The organism is Caldicoprobacter algeriensis, assembly GCF_023838525.1.
In the GTDB taxonomy this organism is placed as follows: domain Bacteria; phylum Bacillota; class Clostridia; order Caldicoprobacterales; family Caldicoprobacteraceae; genus Caldicoprobacter; species Caldicoprobacter algeriensis.
Genome location: NZ_JAHUQD010000014.1, coordinates 1 through 14,118, shown reverse-complemented (window position 1 = coordinate 14,118; position 14,118 = coordinate 1). Strand labels below are relative to the sequence as shown.

At 41.6% G+C, this 14,118-nt stretch carries 27 protein-coding genes and 1 tRNA gene; 5 read left to right on the top strand and 23 right to left on the bottom strand.

Annotated elements, in window-relative coordinates; all coding sequences use genetic code 11:
- Positions 1 to 112 precede the first annotated feature (112 nt).
- The 17 genes from KVG29_RS08850 to KVG29_RS08770 all read right to left on the bottom strand — a co-directional run bounded on the left by KVG29_RS08850 (position 113) and on the right by KVG29_RS08770 (position 7,410).
- Complete coding sequence (locus KVG29_RS08850; protein ID WP_252227961.1) at positions 113 to 520, bottom strand: hypothetical protein; 408 nt, start codon at positions 518 to 520, stop codon at positions 113 to 115.
- 15 nt (positions 521 to 535) lie between these two features.
- Positions 536 to 958 (bottom strand): DUF1492 domain-containing protein, encoded by a 423-nt coding sequence (locus tag KVG29_RS08845; protein ID WP_252227960.1) that lies wholly within the window; start codon positions 956 to 958, stop codon positions 536 to 538.
- Positions 959 to 971: 13 nt separating this feature from the next.
- Positions 972 to 1,127 (bottom strand): hypothetical protein, encoded by a 156-nt coding sequence (locus KVG29_RS08840; RefSeq protein WP_252227959.1) that lies wholly within the window; start codon positions 1,125 to 1,127, stop codon positions 972 to 974.
- Positions 1,120 to 1,560 (bottom strand): RusA family crossover junction endodeoxyribonuclease, encoded by a 441-nt coding sequence (locus tag KVG29_RS08835; protein WP_252227958.1) that lies wholly within the window; start codon positions 1,558 to 1,560, stop codon positions 1,120 to 1,122. Before KVG29_RS08835 ends, KVG29_RS08840 begins: the two co-directional genes overlap by 8 nt.
- Positions 1,557 to 1,967 (bottom strand): hypothetical protein, encoded by a 411-nt coding sequence (locus tag KVG29_RS08830; RefSeq protein ID WP_252227957.1) that lies wholly within the window; start codon positions 1,965 to 1,967, stop codon positions 1,557 to 1,559. Before KVG29_RS08830 ends, KVG29_RS08835 begins: the two co-directional genes overlap by 4 nt.
- 195 nt (positions 1,968 to 2,162) lie before the next feature.
- Entirely contained in the window at positions 2,163 to 2,525 is a 363-nt protein-coding gene (locus tag KVG29_RS08825) for a hypothetical protein (protein WP_252227956.1), read from the bottom strand.
- Between the two features lie 14 nt (positions 2,526 to 2,539).
- The gene (locus KVG29_RS08820; protein ID WP_252227954.1) at positions 2,540 to 3,400 is read right to left on the bottom strand and encodes an ATP-binding protein; all 861 of its coding nucleotides are present in this window, start codon (positions 3,398 to 3,400) and stop codon (positions 2,540 to 2,542) included.
- Entirely contained in the window at positions 3,354 to 4,229 is an 876-nt protein-coding gene (locus KVG29_RS08815; RefSeq protein WP_252227952.1) for a cyclic nucleotide-binding domain-containing protein, read from the bottom strand. The genes KVG29_RS08820 and KVG29_RS08815 overlap by 47 nt, the downstream gene beginning before the upstream one ends.
- A gap of 64 nt (positions 4,230 to 4,293) precedes the next feature.
- Positions 4,294 to 4,593: a hypothetical protein gene (locus tag KVG29_RS08810; RefSeq protein WP_252227950.1), complete on the bottom strand. Its 300-nt coding sequence runs from the start codon at positions 4,591 to 4,593 to the stop codon at positions 4,294 to 4,296.
- Positions 4,594 to 4,923 carry a hypothetical protein gene (locus KVG29_RS08805; protein ID WP_252227948.1) on the bottom strand — a complete coding sequence of 110 codons (330 nt, stop codon included), beginning with the start codon at positions 4,921 to 4,923 and terminating at the stop codon, positions 4,594 to 4,596.
- Positions 4,916 to 5,278 carry a hypothetical protein gene (locus KVG29_RS08800; RefSeq protein ID WP_252227946.1) on the bottom strand — a complete coding sequence of 121 codons (363 nt, stop codon included), beginning with the start codon at positions 5,276 to 5,278 and terminating at the stop codon, positions 4,916 to 4,918. Before KVG29_RS08800 ends, KVG29_RS08805 begins: the two co-directional genes overlap by 8 nt.
- Positions 5,275 to 6,108 carry a recombinase RecT gene (locus tag KVG29_RS08795; RefSeq protein WP_252227944.1) on the bottom strand — a complete coding sequence of 278 codons (834 nt, stop codon included), beginning with the start codon at positions 6,106 to 6,108 and terminating at the stop codon, positions 5,275 to 5,277. The genes KVG29_RS08800 and KVG29_RS08795 overlap by 4 nt, the downstream gene beginning before the upstream one ends.
- Complete coding sequence (locus tag KVG29_RS08790; protein WP_252227943.1) at positions 6,095 to 6,322, bottom strand: hypothetical protein; 228 nt, start codon at positions 6,320 to 6,322, stop codon at positions 6,095 to 6,097. Before KVG29_RS08790 ends, KVG29_RS08795 begins: the two co-directional genes overlap by 14 nt.
- Positions 6,319 to 6,522: a hypothetical protein gene (locus KVG29_RS08785; RefSeq protein ID WP_252227941.1), complete on the bottom strand. Its 204-nt coding sequence runs from the start codon at positions 6,520 to 6,522 to the stop codon at positions 6,319 to 6,321. The genes KVG29_RS08790 and KVG29_RS08785 overlap by 4 nt, the downstream gene beginning before the upstream one ends.
- Before the next feature lie 91 nt (positions 6,523 to 6,613).
- Entirely contained in the window at positions 6,614 to 6,802 is a 189-nt protein-coding gene (locus KVG29_RS08780) for a hypothetical protein (RefSeq protein ID WP_252227939.1), read from the bottom strand.
- A 5-nt stretch (positions 6,803 to 6,807) separates the two neighbouring features.
- Entirely contained in the window at positions 6,808 to 7,023 is a 216-nt protein-coding gene (locus KVG29_RS08775; protein ID WP_252227937.1) for a helix-turn-helix domain-containing protein, read from the bottom strand.
- Between the two features lie 144 nt (positions 7,024 to 7,167).
- Complete coding sequence (locus KVG29_RS08770) at positions 7,168 to 7,410, bottom strand: helix-turn-helix transcriptional regulator (RefSeq protein WP_252227935.1); 243 nt, start codon at positions 7,408 to 7,410, stop codon at positions 7,168 to 7,170.
- A 128-nt stretch (positions 7,411 to 7,538) separates the two neighbouring features.
- Between KVG29_RS08770 and KVG29_RS08765 the strand changes: the two genes are divergently transcribed.
- The 4 genes from KVG29_RS08765 to KVG29_RS08750 are packed head-to-tail and all read left to right on the top strand — an operon-like array spanning position 7,539 to position 9,591.
- The gene (locus KVG29_RS08765; protein ID WP_252227933.1) at positions 7,539 to 7,970 is read left to right on the top strand and encodes a helix-turn-helix domain-containing protein; all 432 of its coding nucleotides are present in this window, start codon (positions 7,539 to 7,541) and stop codon (positions 7,968 to 7,970) included.
- 16 nt (positions 7,971 to 7,986) lie between these two features.
- Positions 7,987 to 8,430 carry an ImmA/IrrE family metallo-endopeptidase gene (locus tag KVG29_RS08760; RefSeq protein ID WP_252227931.1) on the top strand — a complete coding sequence of 148 codons (444 nt, stop codon included), beginning with the start codon at positions 7,987 to 7,989 and terminating at the stop codon, positions 8,428 to 8,430.
- A 20-nt stretch (positions 8,431 to 8,450) separates the two neighbouring features.
- Complete coding sequence (locus KVG29_RS08755; protein ID WP_252227929.1) at positions 8,451 to 9,053, top strand: hypothetical protein; 603 nt, start codon at positions 8,451 to 8,453, stop codon at positions 9,051 to 9,053.
- On the top strand, positions 9,046 to 9,591 hold the full coding sequence (locus tag KVG29_RS08750) for a hypothetical protein (protein WP_252227927.1): 546 nt from the start codon (positions 9,046 to 9,048) through the stop codon (positions 9,589 to 9,591). The genes KVG29_RS08755 and KVG29_RS08750 overlap by 8 nt, the downstream gene beginning before the upstream one ends.
- Positions 9,592 to 9,703: 112 nt before the next feature.
- Here KVG29_RS08750 and KVG29_RS08745 read toward each other — a convergent pair whose 3' ends face one another.
- The gene (locus KVG29_RS08745) at positions 9,704 to 9,892 is read right to left on the bottom strand and encodes a hypothetical protein (RefSeq protein ID WP_252227925.1); all 189 of its coding nucleotides are present in this window, start codon (positions 9,890 to 9,892) and stop codon (positions 9,704 to 9,706) included.
- Positions 9,893 to 9,990: 98 nt separating this feature from the next.
- Between KVG29_RS08745 and KVG29_RS08740 the strand changes: the two genes are divergently transcribed.
- Positions 9,991 to 11,103, top strand: a complete 1,113-nt coding sequence (locus tag KVG29_RS08740) for a tyrosine-type recombinase/integrase (protein WP_252227923.1) — start codon at positions 9,991 to 9,993, stop codon at positions 11,101 to 11,103.
- Positions 11,104 to 11,194: 91 nt separating this feature from the next.
- On the opposite strand, the gene KVG29_RS08735 is transcribed toward KVG29_RS08740, so the two are convergent.
- The 5 genes from KVG29_RS08735 to KVG29_RS08715 form a co-directional block, all read right to left on the bottom strand.
- Positions 11,195 to 11,271, bottom strand: a tRNA-Arg gene (locus KVG29_RS08735).
- Between the two features lie 220 nt (positions 11,272 to 11,491).
- Positions 11,492 to 12,214: a UPF0280 family protein gene (locus KVG29_RS08730; RefSeq protein WP_252227921.1), complete on the bottom strand. Its 723-nt coding sequence runs from the start codon at positions 12,212 to 12,214 to the stop codon at positions 11,492 to 11,494.
- 39 nt (positions 12,215 to 12,253) lie between these two features.
- Positions 12,254 to 12,673 (bottom strand): NIL domain-containing protein, encoded by a 420-nt coding sequence (locus KVG29_RS08725; protein WP_252227919.1) that lies wholly within the window; start codon positions 12,671 to 12,673, stop codon positions 12,254 to 12,256.
- Positions 12,674 to 13,834 (bottom strand): homocysteine biosynthesis protein, encoded by a 1,161-nt coding sequence (locus tag KVG29_RS08720; protein ID WP_252227917.1) that lies wholly within the window; start codon positions 13,832 to 13,834, stop codon positions 12,674 to 12,676.
- Between the two features lie 88 nt (positions 13,835 to 13,922).
- A partial coding sequence (locus KVG29_RS08715) for a hypothetical protein (protein ID WP_252227915.1) occupies positions 13,923 to 14,118 on the bottom strand: 196 nt, incomplete at its 5' end.

The following is a 14,118-nucleotide window of genomic DNA, read 5'->3' as shown; positions in this document are numbered from 1 at the left end:
GGCAACCGATGGCGGCCAACCTGGATTGGGTTAATTCTCGTCTACACTACAACATACACAATTCTACACTACCATTATACACTAAATTTGCGCCAAAAAAGTCCCGAACTTTTTATTGTTCCAATTCTTCTAGTTCTCTTAACTCTAATTGTTCTAAATACTTCTCTGCCTCATCTGATAATGTTAATGTTAAACTCCCAGATCCTAGAAGTTCCACACAATCCTCACCTTTAAAATCAACATAAGCTGTCCCTTTATAGACTAAAAAAACCTCAACATATAATTCAATATCTATTTTTTCACCTGATACAGCCTTATTGAATATTTCTTGAAATATACTCTGATTAATATCTCTTACTTTAATGTATGCTTTCCATTCACCAGGCTCCACACAAGGCAAATATCCATCTGCACTAATTCCGTAGGGGGCCACAATAGGCTCTGTTATTTTCACTATACCAGAGCAATATACCTTAGTCTCTTTTATTTTTAAAGCATACACAGGCAACTCATAAGTCATAAAAATCCCTCCTCTTTAAAACTTTATAAGGCCATGTTGGGCTGCCAGCAACGCAGCATATATAACAATCTCTTCCCTCCATCGATAATAAGTTGTTCTTTCAATGTGCAACTCTCGACATATATGCCGCTCTCCCAGCTGGTCAAAGTACTTTTTCTGGAGGAGCCGCCCTTTTTCTGTCCCCTGGAAGTGCTGGATAGTACCCTCTATCACCTTCAGCCATTTTTCTTTCTCAACTAGGTCTGGTCTAGTAAGTTTAACCGCCTTATTCGCTGTTGGGTCGGAATGGTAGCTTATTCCTCCTCCCCATTCAACAATATCACGTCCCCCAGATTCAATGATGTCTTCTTTCTCCTGCTCCACCTCTCGCCTTATCTCAAAATAGTGGTACAAATAGTATTCGATTTTTCTGTAAATTTCTCTATCCAAAACCCCCATATCTCCACTCCTCTTATCCAGCTTTTTTAGATTCCAGTAGCTCTTTTAAAGAAACATATAAATACCGTTCCCTGAGATACTGTTCATATAATTCCTGCACAACCTTGTGCCGCCCCGCCATAACCGCCACAACCATACGGGTTATAAGCTTATATATCTGCTCATTCATTGCTAACCTCCTCCACATAAACTTCTGCTCTCTCGTTTTTATCGATATATCTCTCGACGCTCAGCCTGGCCACCTGCTTGTCGTTCTCAAACAACGTCCCCTGCAGCCCATCAAGTATACTTTTCGCATAGTTATCCAAATCTCCAAAGCGCTTGTCTGAAAAATAGAGTTTTATGCTTATAGCTATGTCTCCGAACAACACCTTTCCGTTTGCTGCTGTAAGTGCTGCCAAAGCAACCTGTTTCTCAAATTTCGATGTCTCTTGTGGAGTGTATATATACATTTTTCTGCCTGCCGCAGACAACCTGGGACGTTCTTTCGGCACTGGACGGCCAGGAATAACAATCCTAATCGGCTCTCTGGCCGGCGTATATACGTTTTTGCTCCCACGTTTATTGATGTATTGTTCGTATTGTTTTTCAGTCCGCCTCATTTCTTCTCATCTCCACAGCGCAGATATTCAATTAAATCTTCTATTAAATCCACTGGTACAAACTCTCCTACAGGTTGTTCACCTTCTTGGTATTTATCAATCAGCTCATCATATCGTGCAAATTGCCTGATATATTCATCATTTCGTGGATGTATCCATTTATTGCCCTTTACAATCGCAATCTCCATAGACTTGTACTGCGTTAAGTCGTCCAATGTACGTGCAGGTTCACAATAATGACATACACTCGCCTGAATTGATAATTTATAATCCCCTATCTGGATTATCTCAAATGTTCTAGGTCTATAAGTAGCATCCCACCAATTGATAGGTGTAATATTTTTAAGCGCTTTAGCACATTGCTTTGAACTTTCTGTTTCCTTTAAAAGACTTAAAAAAGTAATCATCGTCTTACCTCCTCATATCTCCACCCGCAGCTAGGGCAGACACTCTGCCCGCTTTTAAGTCTCACCATCCGCTCCCCGCACCAGAAACATTCCGCCGGCATTGTGAATCCTGTTTTCGTTTTTGTGATGTCGGTCCCACAGTGCGGACAAATCCAGGCACTCTCCATCGCTGCGCTGTAGGAAGGCCGTCCACAGTTAACGCATACTTTCTTTGTCATTGCCTTTTCCCTCCCTGCACCTCATAAGCTTCTCGTCCCCTTTTATCTGCATCATATACTTTTCTGCTTCATCCCTCGTTTTGAACACTTTTAGCAATGTATACCCCCGTCTTTTCAAATACGCATGGTCGCCGCCAACCGTGTCTACACGATGTACCAGCAAGTGTCCGGTTTTATCCTCGTATACGCCCCACGGCTGCCTCTGGTACATCGCCCGCAATTCTCTCTTTGCCTCTTCCAAGTCGTCGTAATACCCCAAAACGATGTCGTATTTGTCGTCAGGATGATACCTATAAACGTTAACCTCACCTTTAGCCCTCTCCCATACTAGGACCCACATCGTGCTCCCTCCTCCTACTTTATTCTCTCTTTCCTGTAGTCAGGACCTACAATCTTCACGCCACGGCACATCTCGATAACCCTGGAGACTATTGCGCCACCGCAGGTCTCCAGCCGCCGCTCAATTTCTTCAAGCTCCAGGTTGCTGGTAACTATTATGGGTCGGTAGTTCTCGTATCGTTCATTTATAACGTTGTATAGCTTTTCTTCCACCCATGGCGTTGGTTTTTCTTTACCAAGATCATCTATCACCAGTAGATCCACATCATACAGTTCTTTTAAGATCTGTGTTTCCTCATACTCGCTGTCATCGCTGTATGCTGACCGCAACCGGCCCAGAAGTGTCGTCACATTACCAAAGATAACTGTGGCCATCTTGCTCCGTATCAAATAGTTTGTTATTGCCGCAGCCAAGTGGGTTTTGCCCACACCATAGCCGCCTGTGATAAAGAGGCCTTCTCCCTTCTCTTTGTACATGTCAAAGTTTTTCGCATAGTCTAAGGCTATTTCGAAAGCCTTCTTGTTGTAGTCCCTGATTTCAAACGTTTCAAATACCCGATCCCTGAACCTTTTCCCAAGCCTACTCTGTTGAAAAAGCCGCTCTATTCTTTCCATCTTTCGACGCAACTCTTCTTCTTGCTGTTTTTTGAGCTGCTCCTGATAAAGTCTTTCCCGCTCCGCCACTGCACCAGGGCAATTGCATCTTTCAAGATGAGTTCCAAACAATTTCCCGAATAAAGAGTACGCTCTGTGCTTTAGCATTCGCCCACAATAAGGACAGGGTTCGGGCTCATATCTTGGATCGTCCACAAGCCCGCAATCATCTTCGTTATTCGTAGAATTTGTCGTAGGTGCCGGTTGATGCATTCTTTTCATCGCTTCGCCTATGTTGAGAATTTCGCCCATCAGAATATCCCCCCATAACTTTGTTGTCATATGCGCCTTCTAGGACCTTAACCATGTTGTTGTAGGTTATAAGCCAATCAAAGTTACATCCCGTCCACTTTCCGCTCCGCCCCGAGAGGAAGTCGCTGGCCTCGGCGCGGCGGAATACTTTCTCAAACACTGATATATCGCCTTTAAAGTTCTTCCATGCAGCTTTAATATGCCTCCGCCGCTTATCAGTAAGTTTTTCAACTTTGGGCAGTGAAAGGCAGACTCGGTTGTATAAGTCAGCTATCTGTTGGTACGGTATATTTTCTTTCGTTCGACGTAAATCTTGCGAGGGCGTGTCGGCATCAGCCGACACTATCTCGTTAGAGATAGAATTATTATTTATATCTGTTTCTGTTTCTTGTTTATGTTTATATATGTCTGCACTTTTTACTGTAGTTTTTACTGTAGGATATACTGTATCTTCTACTGTACTAAACACTTCATTATTTACACTGTATTTTTTACAGTGTATTTTTTGAAGTATTTCTTCCACTGAAAAAAGTTTGTACTTTGTCGGCTGCCCTTTCTTCCCCGGCTTAAAATCAATTAGCCCTGCCTGTTTTAGTCTGTTTCTTGCTTCGATTAGCGTTTTTTCTGATGAGGCCCCGATTTTGGCCATCAAAGCCTGATTGGTCACGGACAACCACTCGGCCCAGCCGGCCCTGTTGCATAGTACAAAAAGTTTGTACCATAACAACTGCGCCGTTGTCGGCAAGTGGTTAATCTCCAACCAATCCTCGAAGGCCTCGATTTCTTTTATATAGTTCATGACTGTCCCCCTTTGCCGTAGGGTTGAGTGGAGTAGGCAGGTTTAAACCTGCCTACTAGTAACGTCATTCTATTACTCCAGTTCTCCAATCCCAATTAATACCTCTTGATTTTACGGCTTCATCCACATCATTTTCGTAATAACAACCTCGAAATCCTAACTCTTTCAACTTTGTTTTCAATGTTTCTATTTCTTCATTTTTTATCCACTCTATCAGCTGCCAGACCGTTACTATGGGTAAATTCATCTCTTGTAATTTTAAGAGACAATCTTCGCAAATTCTTGCTTTGCTTACTGCATCCCAACCAGCATATTCTAACTTACAATCGCACACCGCACAGCAATTGTAATCACCATGTGCCATTTATCTCCCCTCCTTTAAATCTGGGATATATATCGTATCCCCTTCCTTAAGCTCGTGTGCCGGGATTCCCGACACCTTCACAAGCTCGTGTACTATGTCTCTTATTTCTGCCCATGGTCTATATCCCGCCTCCTGGAGCTCCATTGCAATGTGCCAGTACGTATCTCCAAAAGCCACTCTATAGGGTTTGTACTCTATGTTGCTGCGGCTCTCCTTCGGTATAAAAATCATTAGCGAGGTTATAATTAGAAGAGTGATAAACAACACGAATCTTGTTTTGTTTTTGATTCGGAGCCGCCGCTTGGGCGGCTCCTTTGTTAGCTTAATCATTATTAGCACCTTCCAATCTGCATATAGCCCTTAAGTTGCCTTGCTCGTTATAAAGCTTATCCAAAATGATGTTTTGCTCTGCTATTTCGTGCTCTAATTGTTTCAAAATTCTTGCCCATGTGTTGTATCGCTCATCGGCAATTTTTCTTCTCTCCAGCTCAGCCTTTCGTTTTGCATCATTAGAAAAGACCGGCTTGCCTTTATCGTCCAAGGCATTTGCTATTTCATCCATCTCTACTAGTTCCCACTGGTTCATTAGCTCCCGTATTTCAGCTGCTTGTTCTTGCTTTTTTAATACTTCCATTTTGACCTCTGCAATTTCATTGGGTAAAGCCAATAGCCTTTCTTTTATCATTGCTTGCCCTCCTCCCATGGCAATTGAACTTCCTCTTCTTGTGCTACTTCATCTGTGGTGGTTGGATTGTTCTCTTCCTCCTCATAGTAGGGTGAGTCTACATACTCATACTCAACACCTTCTTCGCTTTGCTTAATTACTGCTTGGTCGGAACGAATTGCTTCTTGCATCTCTATGCTCAATATTCCCCACTTGCTAAGCATGTTTTTTAAAACTGTCTTTTTGGCCATTTCATCAAAATCCGTCTTCCAAGGCCCATTGTTGAATGTTTTGCTAAACCTCTGGGCGTGTGCTTTTACCTTCTCGATAGGCCAATAAACTGTTTTTTCAAAACCGTTTATGAGTCTAAAAAATGCTGCATACCCTATGACCTTATTCGATGTTTTTGCAGTAAAATCAAAAACGATATCTTCAGTGAGTGGGTTAAATTCTTTAAGCTGCCCTTCATATACTTCAATCACGTTAATACGTTGATATTGGCCTGTCCGAAGTGCAAGCTGAATAAGCCCTCTATAACCTATCTGGAATTGTGCCTTGTAGCCATCTTTCGTATTGTATGGGATTATATAAGAGAAACCTAAATTCGGATCCACAGGCAAATCAAGAGTTGCCGCTACCATAGCAGCTGACAAAACAGAATTGGCATCACAGTTACGTAATAGTGGGTTACCATTTACCACATTGGCCACAGAAGTGATAAATTGAGATGCTCTATAACCAAGTACCTCTTCAAACTTCTTTTTCACATTTACATTGTTAAGCAAGTGTTTTATTTTTTGGTAATTCTCCAGAGCTGTAGTTTTAGTTTTAACCATTTTATTTTCCTGCATAAGCTTTCATCCTCCTTGTCCGCACTTTACTCAAAAAATCTTCCCATGTATCGTTAACGACCTTTAACACCCCATATCCGTACCAATCTATAGAGTTATAACATCTTGGACAGTATCTATGCTCTGGATGCTGCCCAAACTCTTTGCCTTTTCCCCACTTAAACATGGGTTCTGGTGCGATAAATCCACAATAATCACAACGAAATATTCTCATGCTTCCAACCCCCATTTTTTGAGCTCTTCTCGCCTTTCTTCTTCTGTAAGCCGTCTTGCCTGCATCGTGCTAATCCCGTGCCATTCATCGCTGGGGCTTATCCCCCATAACCGACAAAATTTACGCTTAGCCTGCATTGCATTTTGAGCCTCAATTATGCTTTCTTGTTCAAGCATTGGTGAATAAACTCGATACAACATTCTCGCTCCCCCTTATTGCCCCACTATACCGAATGTGGTATAATGGGGATGCTAGGTTTTGTTTGTGCCGTTTGGAAACGGCTCTTTCTTTTTACGGCCTTTCAATCTCAATTATTTTGGTGCCAAAATAACCATCCACTATGTCCCGCCCACCCTCTAATATGAGACGGACATACCATTTGTGAACAACAAGATCAAAACGATGTAAAACTTCCACAACCTTTTTGCCGTTAATGAAATCACCTTTTTGGACTTCTTCGATGCGTACTTTCATCTTCATTTTTTTCACCTCCCCCTAATTGCGGTTAGTTTCGGTTCCTGCTGATGCTGTTGTTCTAACCACTCCAGCAATGCTTTCTTGGGCACCCGTATTGCCCGCCCTATTCGTATGGCTGGGAAGCCCCTCCAGTGGCTCATCTCATATGCCTTAGTAATGCCTATTTGCAGGAATTTTGCCATCTCCGGTATGGTTAGAACGTCGGGCAAGTCTTCATATCTCATTGTGCGGTTCACCCCCTCTCTTCCGTCTTTATTCCTGCTTTCTCGCTCTTCGGGCTCGCCGCTGGCCACGGGTCGTCGCCTATTCAGCGGTACTCACAGGCTCTCTATTCGGTTGTCAAGGTGCAATTGCGCTTGCACATATGCTTAAGCAGTCTCGGTTTGCTTGTCATCGGAAGTGCAATTAAAGAAAATTGTCCAATTAAAGCCTAAAATTTGTGCTATTTTTTTAGCGTTATCTATAGACGGCCTTGCTCCATTTTCAATTTTTGATATTGTCGTTCTGTCAACGCCAACTAAGGTTGCAAGCTGTTTTTGCGTAAGTTTTTTGGCGTTTCGTTTTTCTTTTATAAGTGCTGCTACTTCACTTTTAGCATATTTATTGTGCATTAACTTCACCTCCCGAGTTTAATTATAAGTGAAGTACCTTCACTTTGTCAATAGGCAAAGTGAAAATTTTGCACTATAATTGATATGTGAAACAAATTCACATATAATAAGTTAAAGGGGTGAAAAGAATGCTCTTTAATGAAATTATTAAACAGTTAAGAACAGAAAGAAAATTAAGCCAAAAAGATGTAGCTAATGCTATTGGAGTGGATAGAACCACATATACAAAATACGAAACAGGCAAAAGCCAACCAGATTTTGCCACAATGCAAAAATTGGCTGAATTTTACTCTGTATCAGTCGATTATCTTTTAGGGCGCACTGATATCCGCAACCCCTACATCCCTGAAGAATACACCCAAAAACATAAAGTGACCAAACGTGACCTAATGCAATACGAAGACTTCATCAAACAAGCAGGTATCTTCTTCATGAACGATGAAGTCGCCGAAGAAGACAAAGAAAAACTTTTCAGGGATATATCAGAACTCTTCTGGAAAGCAAAAGAGATGAACAAGAAGAAATACGGCAGAAAGAAAAAAGAAAAATCAGAACAATAAGGGAGGTGCTTCCACGATGAAAAAGAATATCCATGCACGTGTGAAGCACCTCGTACAAAAATATGAGACAAGAGACCCACTCAGATTAGCAAAATACCTCAACATCCACGTCGTCCATAAGGAATACTCGCCCCACACAAAGGGGTATTACATAAAGACCATAAAAAACAAATTCATAGTAGTGAATAGCACCCTTGATGAGCACAGCCAACGTATCGTATTAGCTCACGAGCTTGGACATGCCATCCTGCACTCATCAGAGCCGATTTATTTTGTCAGGGAATATACATTGTTTCCCATAGGACCATATGAGGCCGAGGCCAACAAGTTTGCAGCGGAACTGCTTATTGATGATTACGACATTAAGGAAATACGTTATGAGCCAATAAATCTTATTGCAAGTGCCTTGAAGGTTAACGAGAAGCTTGTAGAATATAAATTGAACAGTGAACAATATTAAAGAGCAAAGGAGGAATTCTTATGAAGTATGAACTTAATAATCTTAATCTTGTAACAATCTTTTCTGATAACGGCAAGCATTTAATCAAAGTAAATGAATTAACAAGTTTATTCCCCAACCAAATACCCTCAGTAGTTTGGCAACTTGATCCTTTAAGCCCTGGCATAATTAACTATCAAACTATGGGCCTTGAAATAGTAGTAGTCGATAACCGTCTTCAAATACAATCTACAGCGATTAATGGCGATATTCCCTTTTACTTTTCTGATACTTTGCAAACTGTATTGCAGGCTGCAAGAGAGCGCTCTATAATAGCATACGGCTTTAATTTTCATTTTACATGTTCTGAAATGAAAGAAGTGAAAGGGCTATTTAACATAACCGTAAAAACAAATTCGTTTATTTATCAGCCAAATACTTTTTTGAGACTAACTTTTAAGAAAAATGAGAACTTGTTTTTGCTTGAAGTTTCTGATGGTAAACCATTCTCAATGCTACATATTAATGTGCACCATGATGAAAAATTTTTGCTAGCTGATTTAGCCAAAGACATTCATCTCAAGCTGAAAGAAGATCTCGAAAATGCCAAACAGTTAATAAGCGAGGTGTTCAACATTGGTTAATCCTAAATCCTCCGCTACCCAAAAAGAAAAGGTTACATCCCTGCTATCTTATAAACAGAAAAAAGAAGCAAAAACTACCAATGATACAGACTTTGAAAATGACATAGCCATCAACGAATGGTATAATAATATTGTTATCGATAACATTATCCCACGTTATATAAGTGACCAATATTTAAAAAGTTCCATGCGAAGAATCTTGTCTGAGGTATGGGATACTTATTCTCAAACTGCCTCAACTAAGGAGGGTGGTTATATGGATTGGCAAGAAAAATATCTGGATAAGCTAGATAGAGACGTCGCAGAAATGAAAGCGTCTCTCAGAAATACAGAAGACAGAATTGCCCAAATGATTAATCAAGCATTGACCGAAATGAGAGATAGAGATAATCAAAGGCATCAAGAATTTTTGGAAGTAAATAGAAGGATAGAGGACATCCGAAGAGAAATAAAAGGAGATAGGCAGTGGATTGCAGGTATAGCAATTGCCACAATTATAGGAATAGCAGCCATGATCGTTTCAGTGTTAATAAAATAATATCAATCAATAAAATAAGCCCTCTGCAGTTAGGCACTTGACGTGCACACGGCGTGCAGCCGACTTTCGCTTGCAGAGGACTTATATTTTACACCATCTATGAGCGCTATATCTATTTGGTACTTTCTATAGTACGCTCAATAGATGCCATGAATTCAGTATGTTTTTTTAACTTTTTAGCAAAATTGGCATTAAAATCCTTAAAAATAGGATTCTCTTTAGGAGGATTTTTCTGTTGTTTGATTATATTATCTAGCTCATAATTAAGTGTTCTCAAAATCTTCCTTTTTATCATTCTCATAGATATCGCACCACCTTATATATAGTATATCATTTATTTTCGTAAAAGTAACAACTAAATACAAAAACTTTTATTTTCCAAAAAAGGAGGAATGAGCCATGCGTGGCCACATACGCAAAAGAGGCTCTACTTATAGCATTGTTGTCGATATCGGCCGTGACGAAAATGGCAAGCGTAAACAAAAGTGGTTTAGCGGCTACAAAACAAAAAAGGAAGCCGAGAAGGCGCTGGCCGACATAATCGCAAAAATAGAGAAGGGTGAATATTTTGAGCCAGCCAATATGACTGTAGCCGAATACCTCAATTACTGGCTGGATACTTACGCCAAAACCAATGTGGCACCAAGCACTTATAGGCGCTACACAGAATTTGCTGCTCATATAAAAACTCATATAGGTGGCATTATAATGCCGAAACTAAAACCAGCTCACATTCAAAGCTTTTACTCATCCCTGCTGGAGAAAAACTTAAGTAAAAGCACTGTCTTAAAAATACACCGTATGCTGCACCTGGCATTGAAACATGCAGTAAACTGGCAGATTATAATATCAAATCCCACCGATGCCGTTACGCCACCCCGTCCTGAAAAAGTAGAAATGCGAGTATGGGACGTCGAAACAGCCAAGAGATTCTTGAATGATATTGCCGATACGCCAATTTATATCCCGGTGTTGTTAGCACTGCAAACCGGCATGAGGGCAGGTGAGATATGCGGCTTAAAATGGGAGAACGTGGACCTCTCACGGGGATTTTTGATGGTCAAATATGCCCTACAGCGCATAAACGGCGCACTTACACTAAAAGAACCCAAAACAGCCAAATCAAAACGTACAATAGCTTTAATGGATTACACTATCCATGCTTTAAAGGAACACAGAAGAAAGCAAAACGAAATCAAGCTAATGATGGGACCTGCCTACAATGACCAAGGCTTTGTGTGTGCATGGAATGACGGAAGGCCGTATGACCCCCATTACCTGGGTGAAAAATTTACGGAACTGGTCAAGAAGCTGGGTTACCCCAAAATACGTTTCCACGATCTCAGGCATACCCATGCTACGATGCTTTTACAGCAAGGTGTAAACCCAAAGATAGTGAGCGAACGTCTTGGCCACAGTCAAATTTCTGTTACACTTGATACTTACAGCCATGTCCTACCCAATATTCAAAAAGAAGCTGTATCCAAAATAGAGGAGCTGTTTGCAAAGTAGATTTATGTTTGCAAAATGTTTGCAACGACACCATTTCTGAAACCGCAGTTAAAATAACAAAGGCCGGAGAGCTTGATTTTCCGGCCTTTCGTGGTACACCCGGAGGGATTTGAACCCCCGACACCCGGTTTAGGAAACCGGTGCTCTATCCTCCTGAGCTACGGGTGCGCATATTTTTCCCACTCTTTCTGCAACGCTTATATTATAAAATAAATAACTCAAAAAGTCAAACAATATTTTTAAATCTTCAGACACTATTTTGAACAAAAGCCTGGCTTTTTATACTACCCAATGATTTTTATGGTATAACCCCGCTATAAAAATTGCCAATCTATTGAAAATTCCACACCGAAGAAAGCACCTGGAAAACAATTGTTTTATTCGTCCTTCACAGCTTTACCAACCGCACTTTTCCCCATGCACCCATCTTGTCATCTACAACAATTACCACACCCAAAACCCCTTGAATCCGCCTGGCAAGGTGAACACCCTTTTCAATATCATCCGGAGTCTTCACAACATTCCCCACAGCGGTAGCGGCTGCATCGGCCAGCGCAGTATCATGGGACAATATGACCACTGCATCGGCCCTGCCAAAGCTCAACGAATGCCCTATCTTGCCCGATGAGGTGCAAACCCCTATTGGTGTGTCTTCCGCAGAGATTTTAAGCCCAATCTTTTGACTCAAAGGAGAAGCGCCCGCAAATATGGCTATAACCCTTTCGAGGAAGCTCTTGAGAAAGATATCCCCACCGTTTTCTACAATCACCTCGGGCGAATATTGCAATAGTTCCATCCCAACAAATTCGCTTATGGCACCCGCAACCGCTGCCATAGGCCCTACGCCGGCCCTTTGCGCAGCATCGCACATCCGTCGCACTATCGCCGGTGCATCCGGCAAACATTTAATTGGCACCAACGAGGTTAAAAACCTGCTATCTTTCCTGATGTAATCTTCAATATCCTTTCTGTATTTTTTGACCAGCTGTAGGGCCTCCTGACGCAGCATTGAATGTGCACCGATATCCAGATCGGTCTGTTCCACCTTTACATTGAAATACACCAAATCCTTTGCCCTGTATAACTCTCTATAAAACCTTTTTTCTGCCATAACACCACTTCTATTTAAAAAACATACGAAACAAATATTTTACAGAAAAATATTCACATCCATGGCATTTAGAGGACAGGCTTTGACGCACAGCTCGCATATCAGGCATTTGCTGTGGTCAAAGGTGAGCTTCCACTCATTTCTATCCATGCTCAAAGCCCTGGACGGGCAGACAGCGGTGCAGGCACCACAGTGAACGCATTTCTCCTCATGCCAAATTATATTCTTGTTGAATATCCTGTACTGTACCCCCTGCTCCTTTAAATACTGCAATCCCTTTTCTATGTTTTCCGCAGTACCTTCAAGCTCAGCCATCAGTCTTCCTTTTTTGTTGGGCTGGATCTGAGCCTGCAGGATATTGAACATGAGGTCATAATCCTTGACCAGGCGATAGGTTATAGGCTTGTCGGTCTTCTCAGGAGGAAAATACATAAACAGCTTTATCTTCTGCAACTGCACTTACTTCACCTCCCTTTCCTTCAAAGGGTTAAAGCGCCGGTCTTCAGGCAGTTTCTGTATAGGTTCCTGCAGTAAAAACTCGCCTTTTAACATCATTTCCTTGAGTACCTGTGCAATCTCCCGCGCCTTTCTCAGGCTGGATAGCGGTGCTGTAGGTACTTTCTTACCGTTGAGCTCAATTGTACCACTTCGCAGCTCTTCATAGCTAACTTTGCGCAGCACAGGTCTCGAACGGCTGGGCACACTGTAGTCTACAACCTGCGTATAAATGTCACGATTGCGTACCGCTAAAAATTTAGCCATATCCTCATCCAAAACCGGAATGGGAATGCCAATCCCCACAAACAGGGTAGTACCATATTTTTCATAGCTGGCCGCCCTTATGAACCGACTGCTCATCTGCTTCATATCCCCTACAACCGCGAGGGTGACTCCTGAATACTGAATAACTCCATCCCTAATTACTTCTTTATTTCTCACAAACTGCGTACCTTCCCACGCAACATAACCCTGAGCACCGCCGATGAATATCCTGGTCCCAATACCTATAGTCCTGAGTTCGGGATCGTTGAGCAACGGGCTCAGCTCCCCCGATGTACAATAGGTCACATTCCCATATTGAGGCAGAAGGGTACCCATATAGGTGTAAAGTATTCTATCCGATGAGTTGGTAGCAGCATTGTAATTTTGATACGCATTCCTGGGATTGAATAAATACGCCTGGTTCAAGTCATCTAAGGTAATGTACGTGGTTATCTCTTTCCTTGGATAACAGTCCGTTCCATACGACTCTGCGCGCAGCTTGATCTTCTTTCCATCTATTAAATCCTGAATCACATGCGCTCCACCGTATTCAAAACCTTGCGTCTCAGACAGCTCGGTAGCGCCTATATATGTGTCTACTGCAGCCAATCCCCCATAGGCTGGCACATCATTGAGCCATATCCTATTCATACGGATAGGGGGGTCTGAATGGCCAAAATTGATGAAAGCTCCGCTGGAGCACATAGGGCTGAAAGTCCCTGTCGTAACCACGTCCACCTCTTTTGCCGCCTGAGCAACTCCCTTTTCTTCGACCAGGTCTTTGAACTCTTCGGCAGTCAGCACAACCACTTTACCATCTTTTATTTTCTCGTTAATCTCGTCAAAAGTCTTAGCCATTCCTTCTCCCTCCCCTTACATCTTACAACACATATATTTTTAAGTACACTTGTGCTGGATAAAAAATCAACCTGATAAATATTACATACTATTGTACAATATCTTTAACTTTTGTACCATACTTTTTAACAGAAATTTTTATAATTTTTTTCTGTGAAAATTGCAATATTAAATGCAACACTTTTTTAAAGGAAAGTATGATATAGATATCCAAATTTTTACTGTTTAAAATGTAAAACCTTATGTTGTCAAGGAAAGGGTGGAGATTTTCGAGCGTAAGCGAG

What these genes read in the sequence shown, in the direction of transcription:
- KVG29_RS08760 (WP_252227931.1), top strand. Translation starts at nt 7,987, where the DNA reads ATGAAAAAGAATATCCATGCACGTGTGAAGCACCTCGTACAAAAATAT.
- KVG29_RS08810 (WP_252227950.1), bottom strand. Translation starts at nt 4,593, where the DNA reads ATGGCACATGGTGATTACAATTGCTGTGCGGTGTGCGATTGTAAGTTA.
- KVG29_RS08835 (WP_252227958.1), bottom strand. Translation starts at nt 1,560, where the DNA reads ATGAGGCGGACTGAAAAACAATACGAACAATACATCAATAAACGTGGG.
- KVG29_RS08775 (WP_252227937.1), bottom strand. Translation starts at nt 7,023, where the DNA reads ATGAGATATGAAGACTTGCCCGACGTTCTAACCATACCGGAGATGGCA.
- KVG29_RS08830 (WP_252227957.1), bottom strand. Translation starts at nt 1,967, where the DNA reads ATGATTACTTTTTTAAGTCTTTTAAAGGAAACAGAAAGTTCAAAGCAA.
- KVG29_RS08780 (WP_252227939.1), bottom strand. Translation starts at nt 6,802, where the DNA reads ATGAAGATGAAAGTACGCATCGAAGAAGTCCAAAAAGGTGATTTCATT.
- KVG29_RS08840 (WP_252227959.1), bottom strand. Translation starts at nt 1,127, where the DNA reads ATGAATGAGCAGATATATAAGCTTATAACCCGTATGGTTGTGGCGGTT.
- KVG29_RS08820 (WP_252227954.1), bottom strand. Translation starts at nt 3,400, where the DNA reads ATGAAAAGAATGCATCAACCGGCACCTACGACAAATTCTACGAATAAC.
- KVG29_RS08770 (WP_252227935.1), bottom strand. Translation starts at nt 7,410, where the DNA reads ATGCACAATAAATATGCTAAAAGTGAAGTAGCAGCACTTATAAAAGAA.
- KVG29_RS08845 (WP_252227960.1), bottom strand. Translation starts at nt 958, where the DNA reads ATGGGGGTTTTGGATAGAGAAATTTACAGAAAAATCGAATACTATTTG.
- KVG29_RS08795 (WP_252227944.1), bottom strand. Translation starts at nt 6,108, where the DNA reads ATGCAGGAAAATAAAATGGTTAAAACTAAAACTACAGCTCTGGAGAAT.
- KVG29_RS08815 (WP_252227952.1), bottom strand. Translation starts at nt 4,229, where the DNA reads ATGAACTATATAAAAGAAATCGAGGCCTTCGAGGATTGGTTGGAGATT.
- KVG29_RS08730 (WP_252227921.1), bottom strand. Translation starts at nt 12,214, where the DNA reads ATGGCAGAAAAAAGGTTTTATAGAGAGTTATACAGGGCAAAGGATTTG.
- KVG29_RS08850 (WP_252227961.1), bottom strand. Translation starts at nt 520, where the DNA reads ATGACTTATGAGTTGCCTGTGTATGCTTTAAAAATAAAAGAGACTAAG.
- KVG29_RS08755 (WP_252227929.1), top strand. Translation starts at nt 8,451, where the DNA reads ATGAAGTATGAACTTAATAATCTTAATCTTGTAACAATCTTTTCTGAT.
- KVG29_RS08745 (WP_252227925.1), bottom strand. Translation starts at nt 9,892, where the DNA reads ATGAGAATGATAAAAAGGAAGATTTTGAGAACACTTAATTATGAGCTA.
- KVG29_RS08790 (WP_252227943.1), bottom strand. Translation starts at nt 6,322, where the DNA reads ATGAGAATATTTCGTTGTGATTATTGTGGATTTATCGCACCAGAACCC.
- KVG29_RS08765 (WP_252227933.1), top strand. Translation starts at nt 7,539, where the DNA reads ATGCTCTTTAATGAAATTATTAAACAGTTAAGAACAGAAAGAAAATTA.
- KVG29_RS08800 (WP_252227946.1), bottom strand. Translation starts at nt 5,278, where the DNA reads ATGATAAAAGAAAGGCTATTGGCTTTACCCAATGAAATTGCAGAGGTC.
- KVG29_RS08825 (WP_252227956.1), bottom strand. Translation starts at nt 2,525, where the DNA reads ATGTGGGTCCTAGTATGGGAGAGGGCTAAAGGTGAGGTTAACGTTTAT.
- KVG29_RS08740 (WP_252227923.1), top strand. Translation starts at nt 9,991, where the DNA reads ATGCGTGGCCACATACGCAAAAGAGGCTCTACTTATAGCATTGTTGTC.
- KVG29_RS08720 (WP_252227917.1), bottom strand. Translation starts at nt 13,834, where the DNA reads ATGGCTAAGACTTTTGACGAGATTAACGAGAAAATAAAAGATGGTAAA.
- KVG29_RS08805 (WP_252227948.1), bottom strand. Translation starts at nt 4,923, where the DNA reads ATGATTAAGCTAACAAAGGAGCCGCCCAAGCGGCGGCTCCGAATCAAA.
- KVG29_RS08785 (WP_252227941.1), bottom strand. Translation starts at nt 6,522, where the DNA reads ATGTTGTATCGAGTTTATTCACCAATGCTTGAACAAGAAAGCATAATT.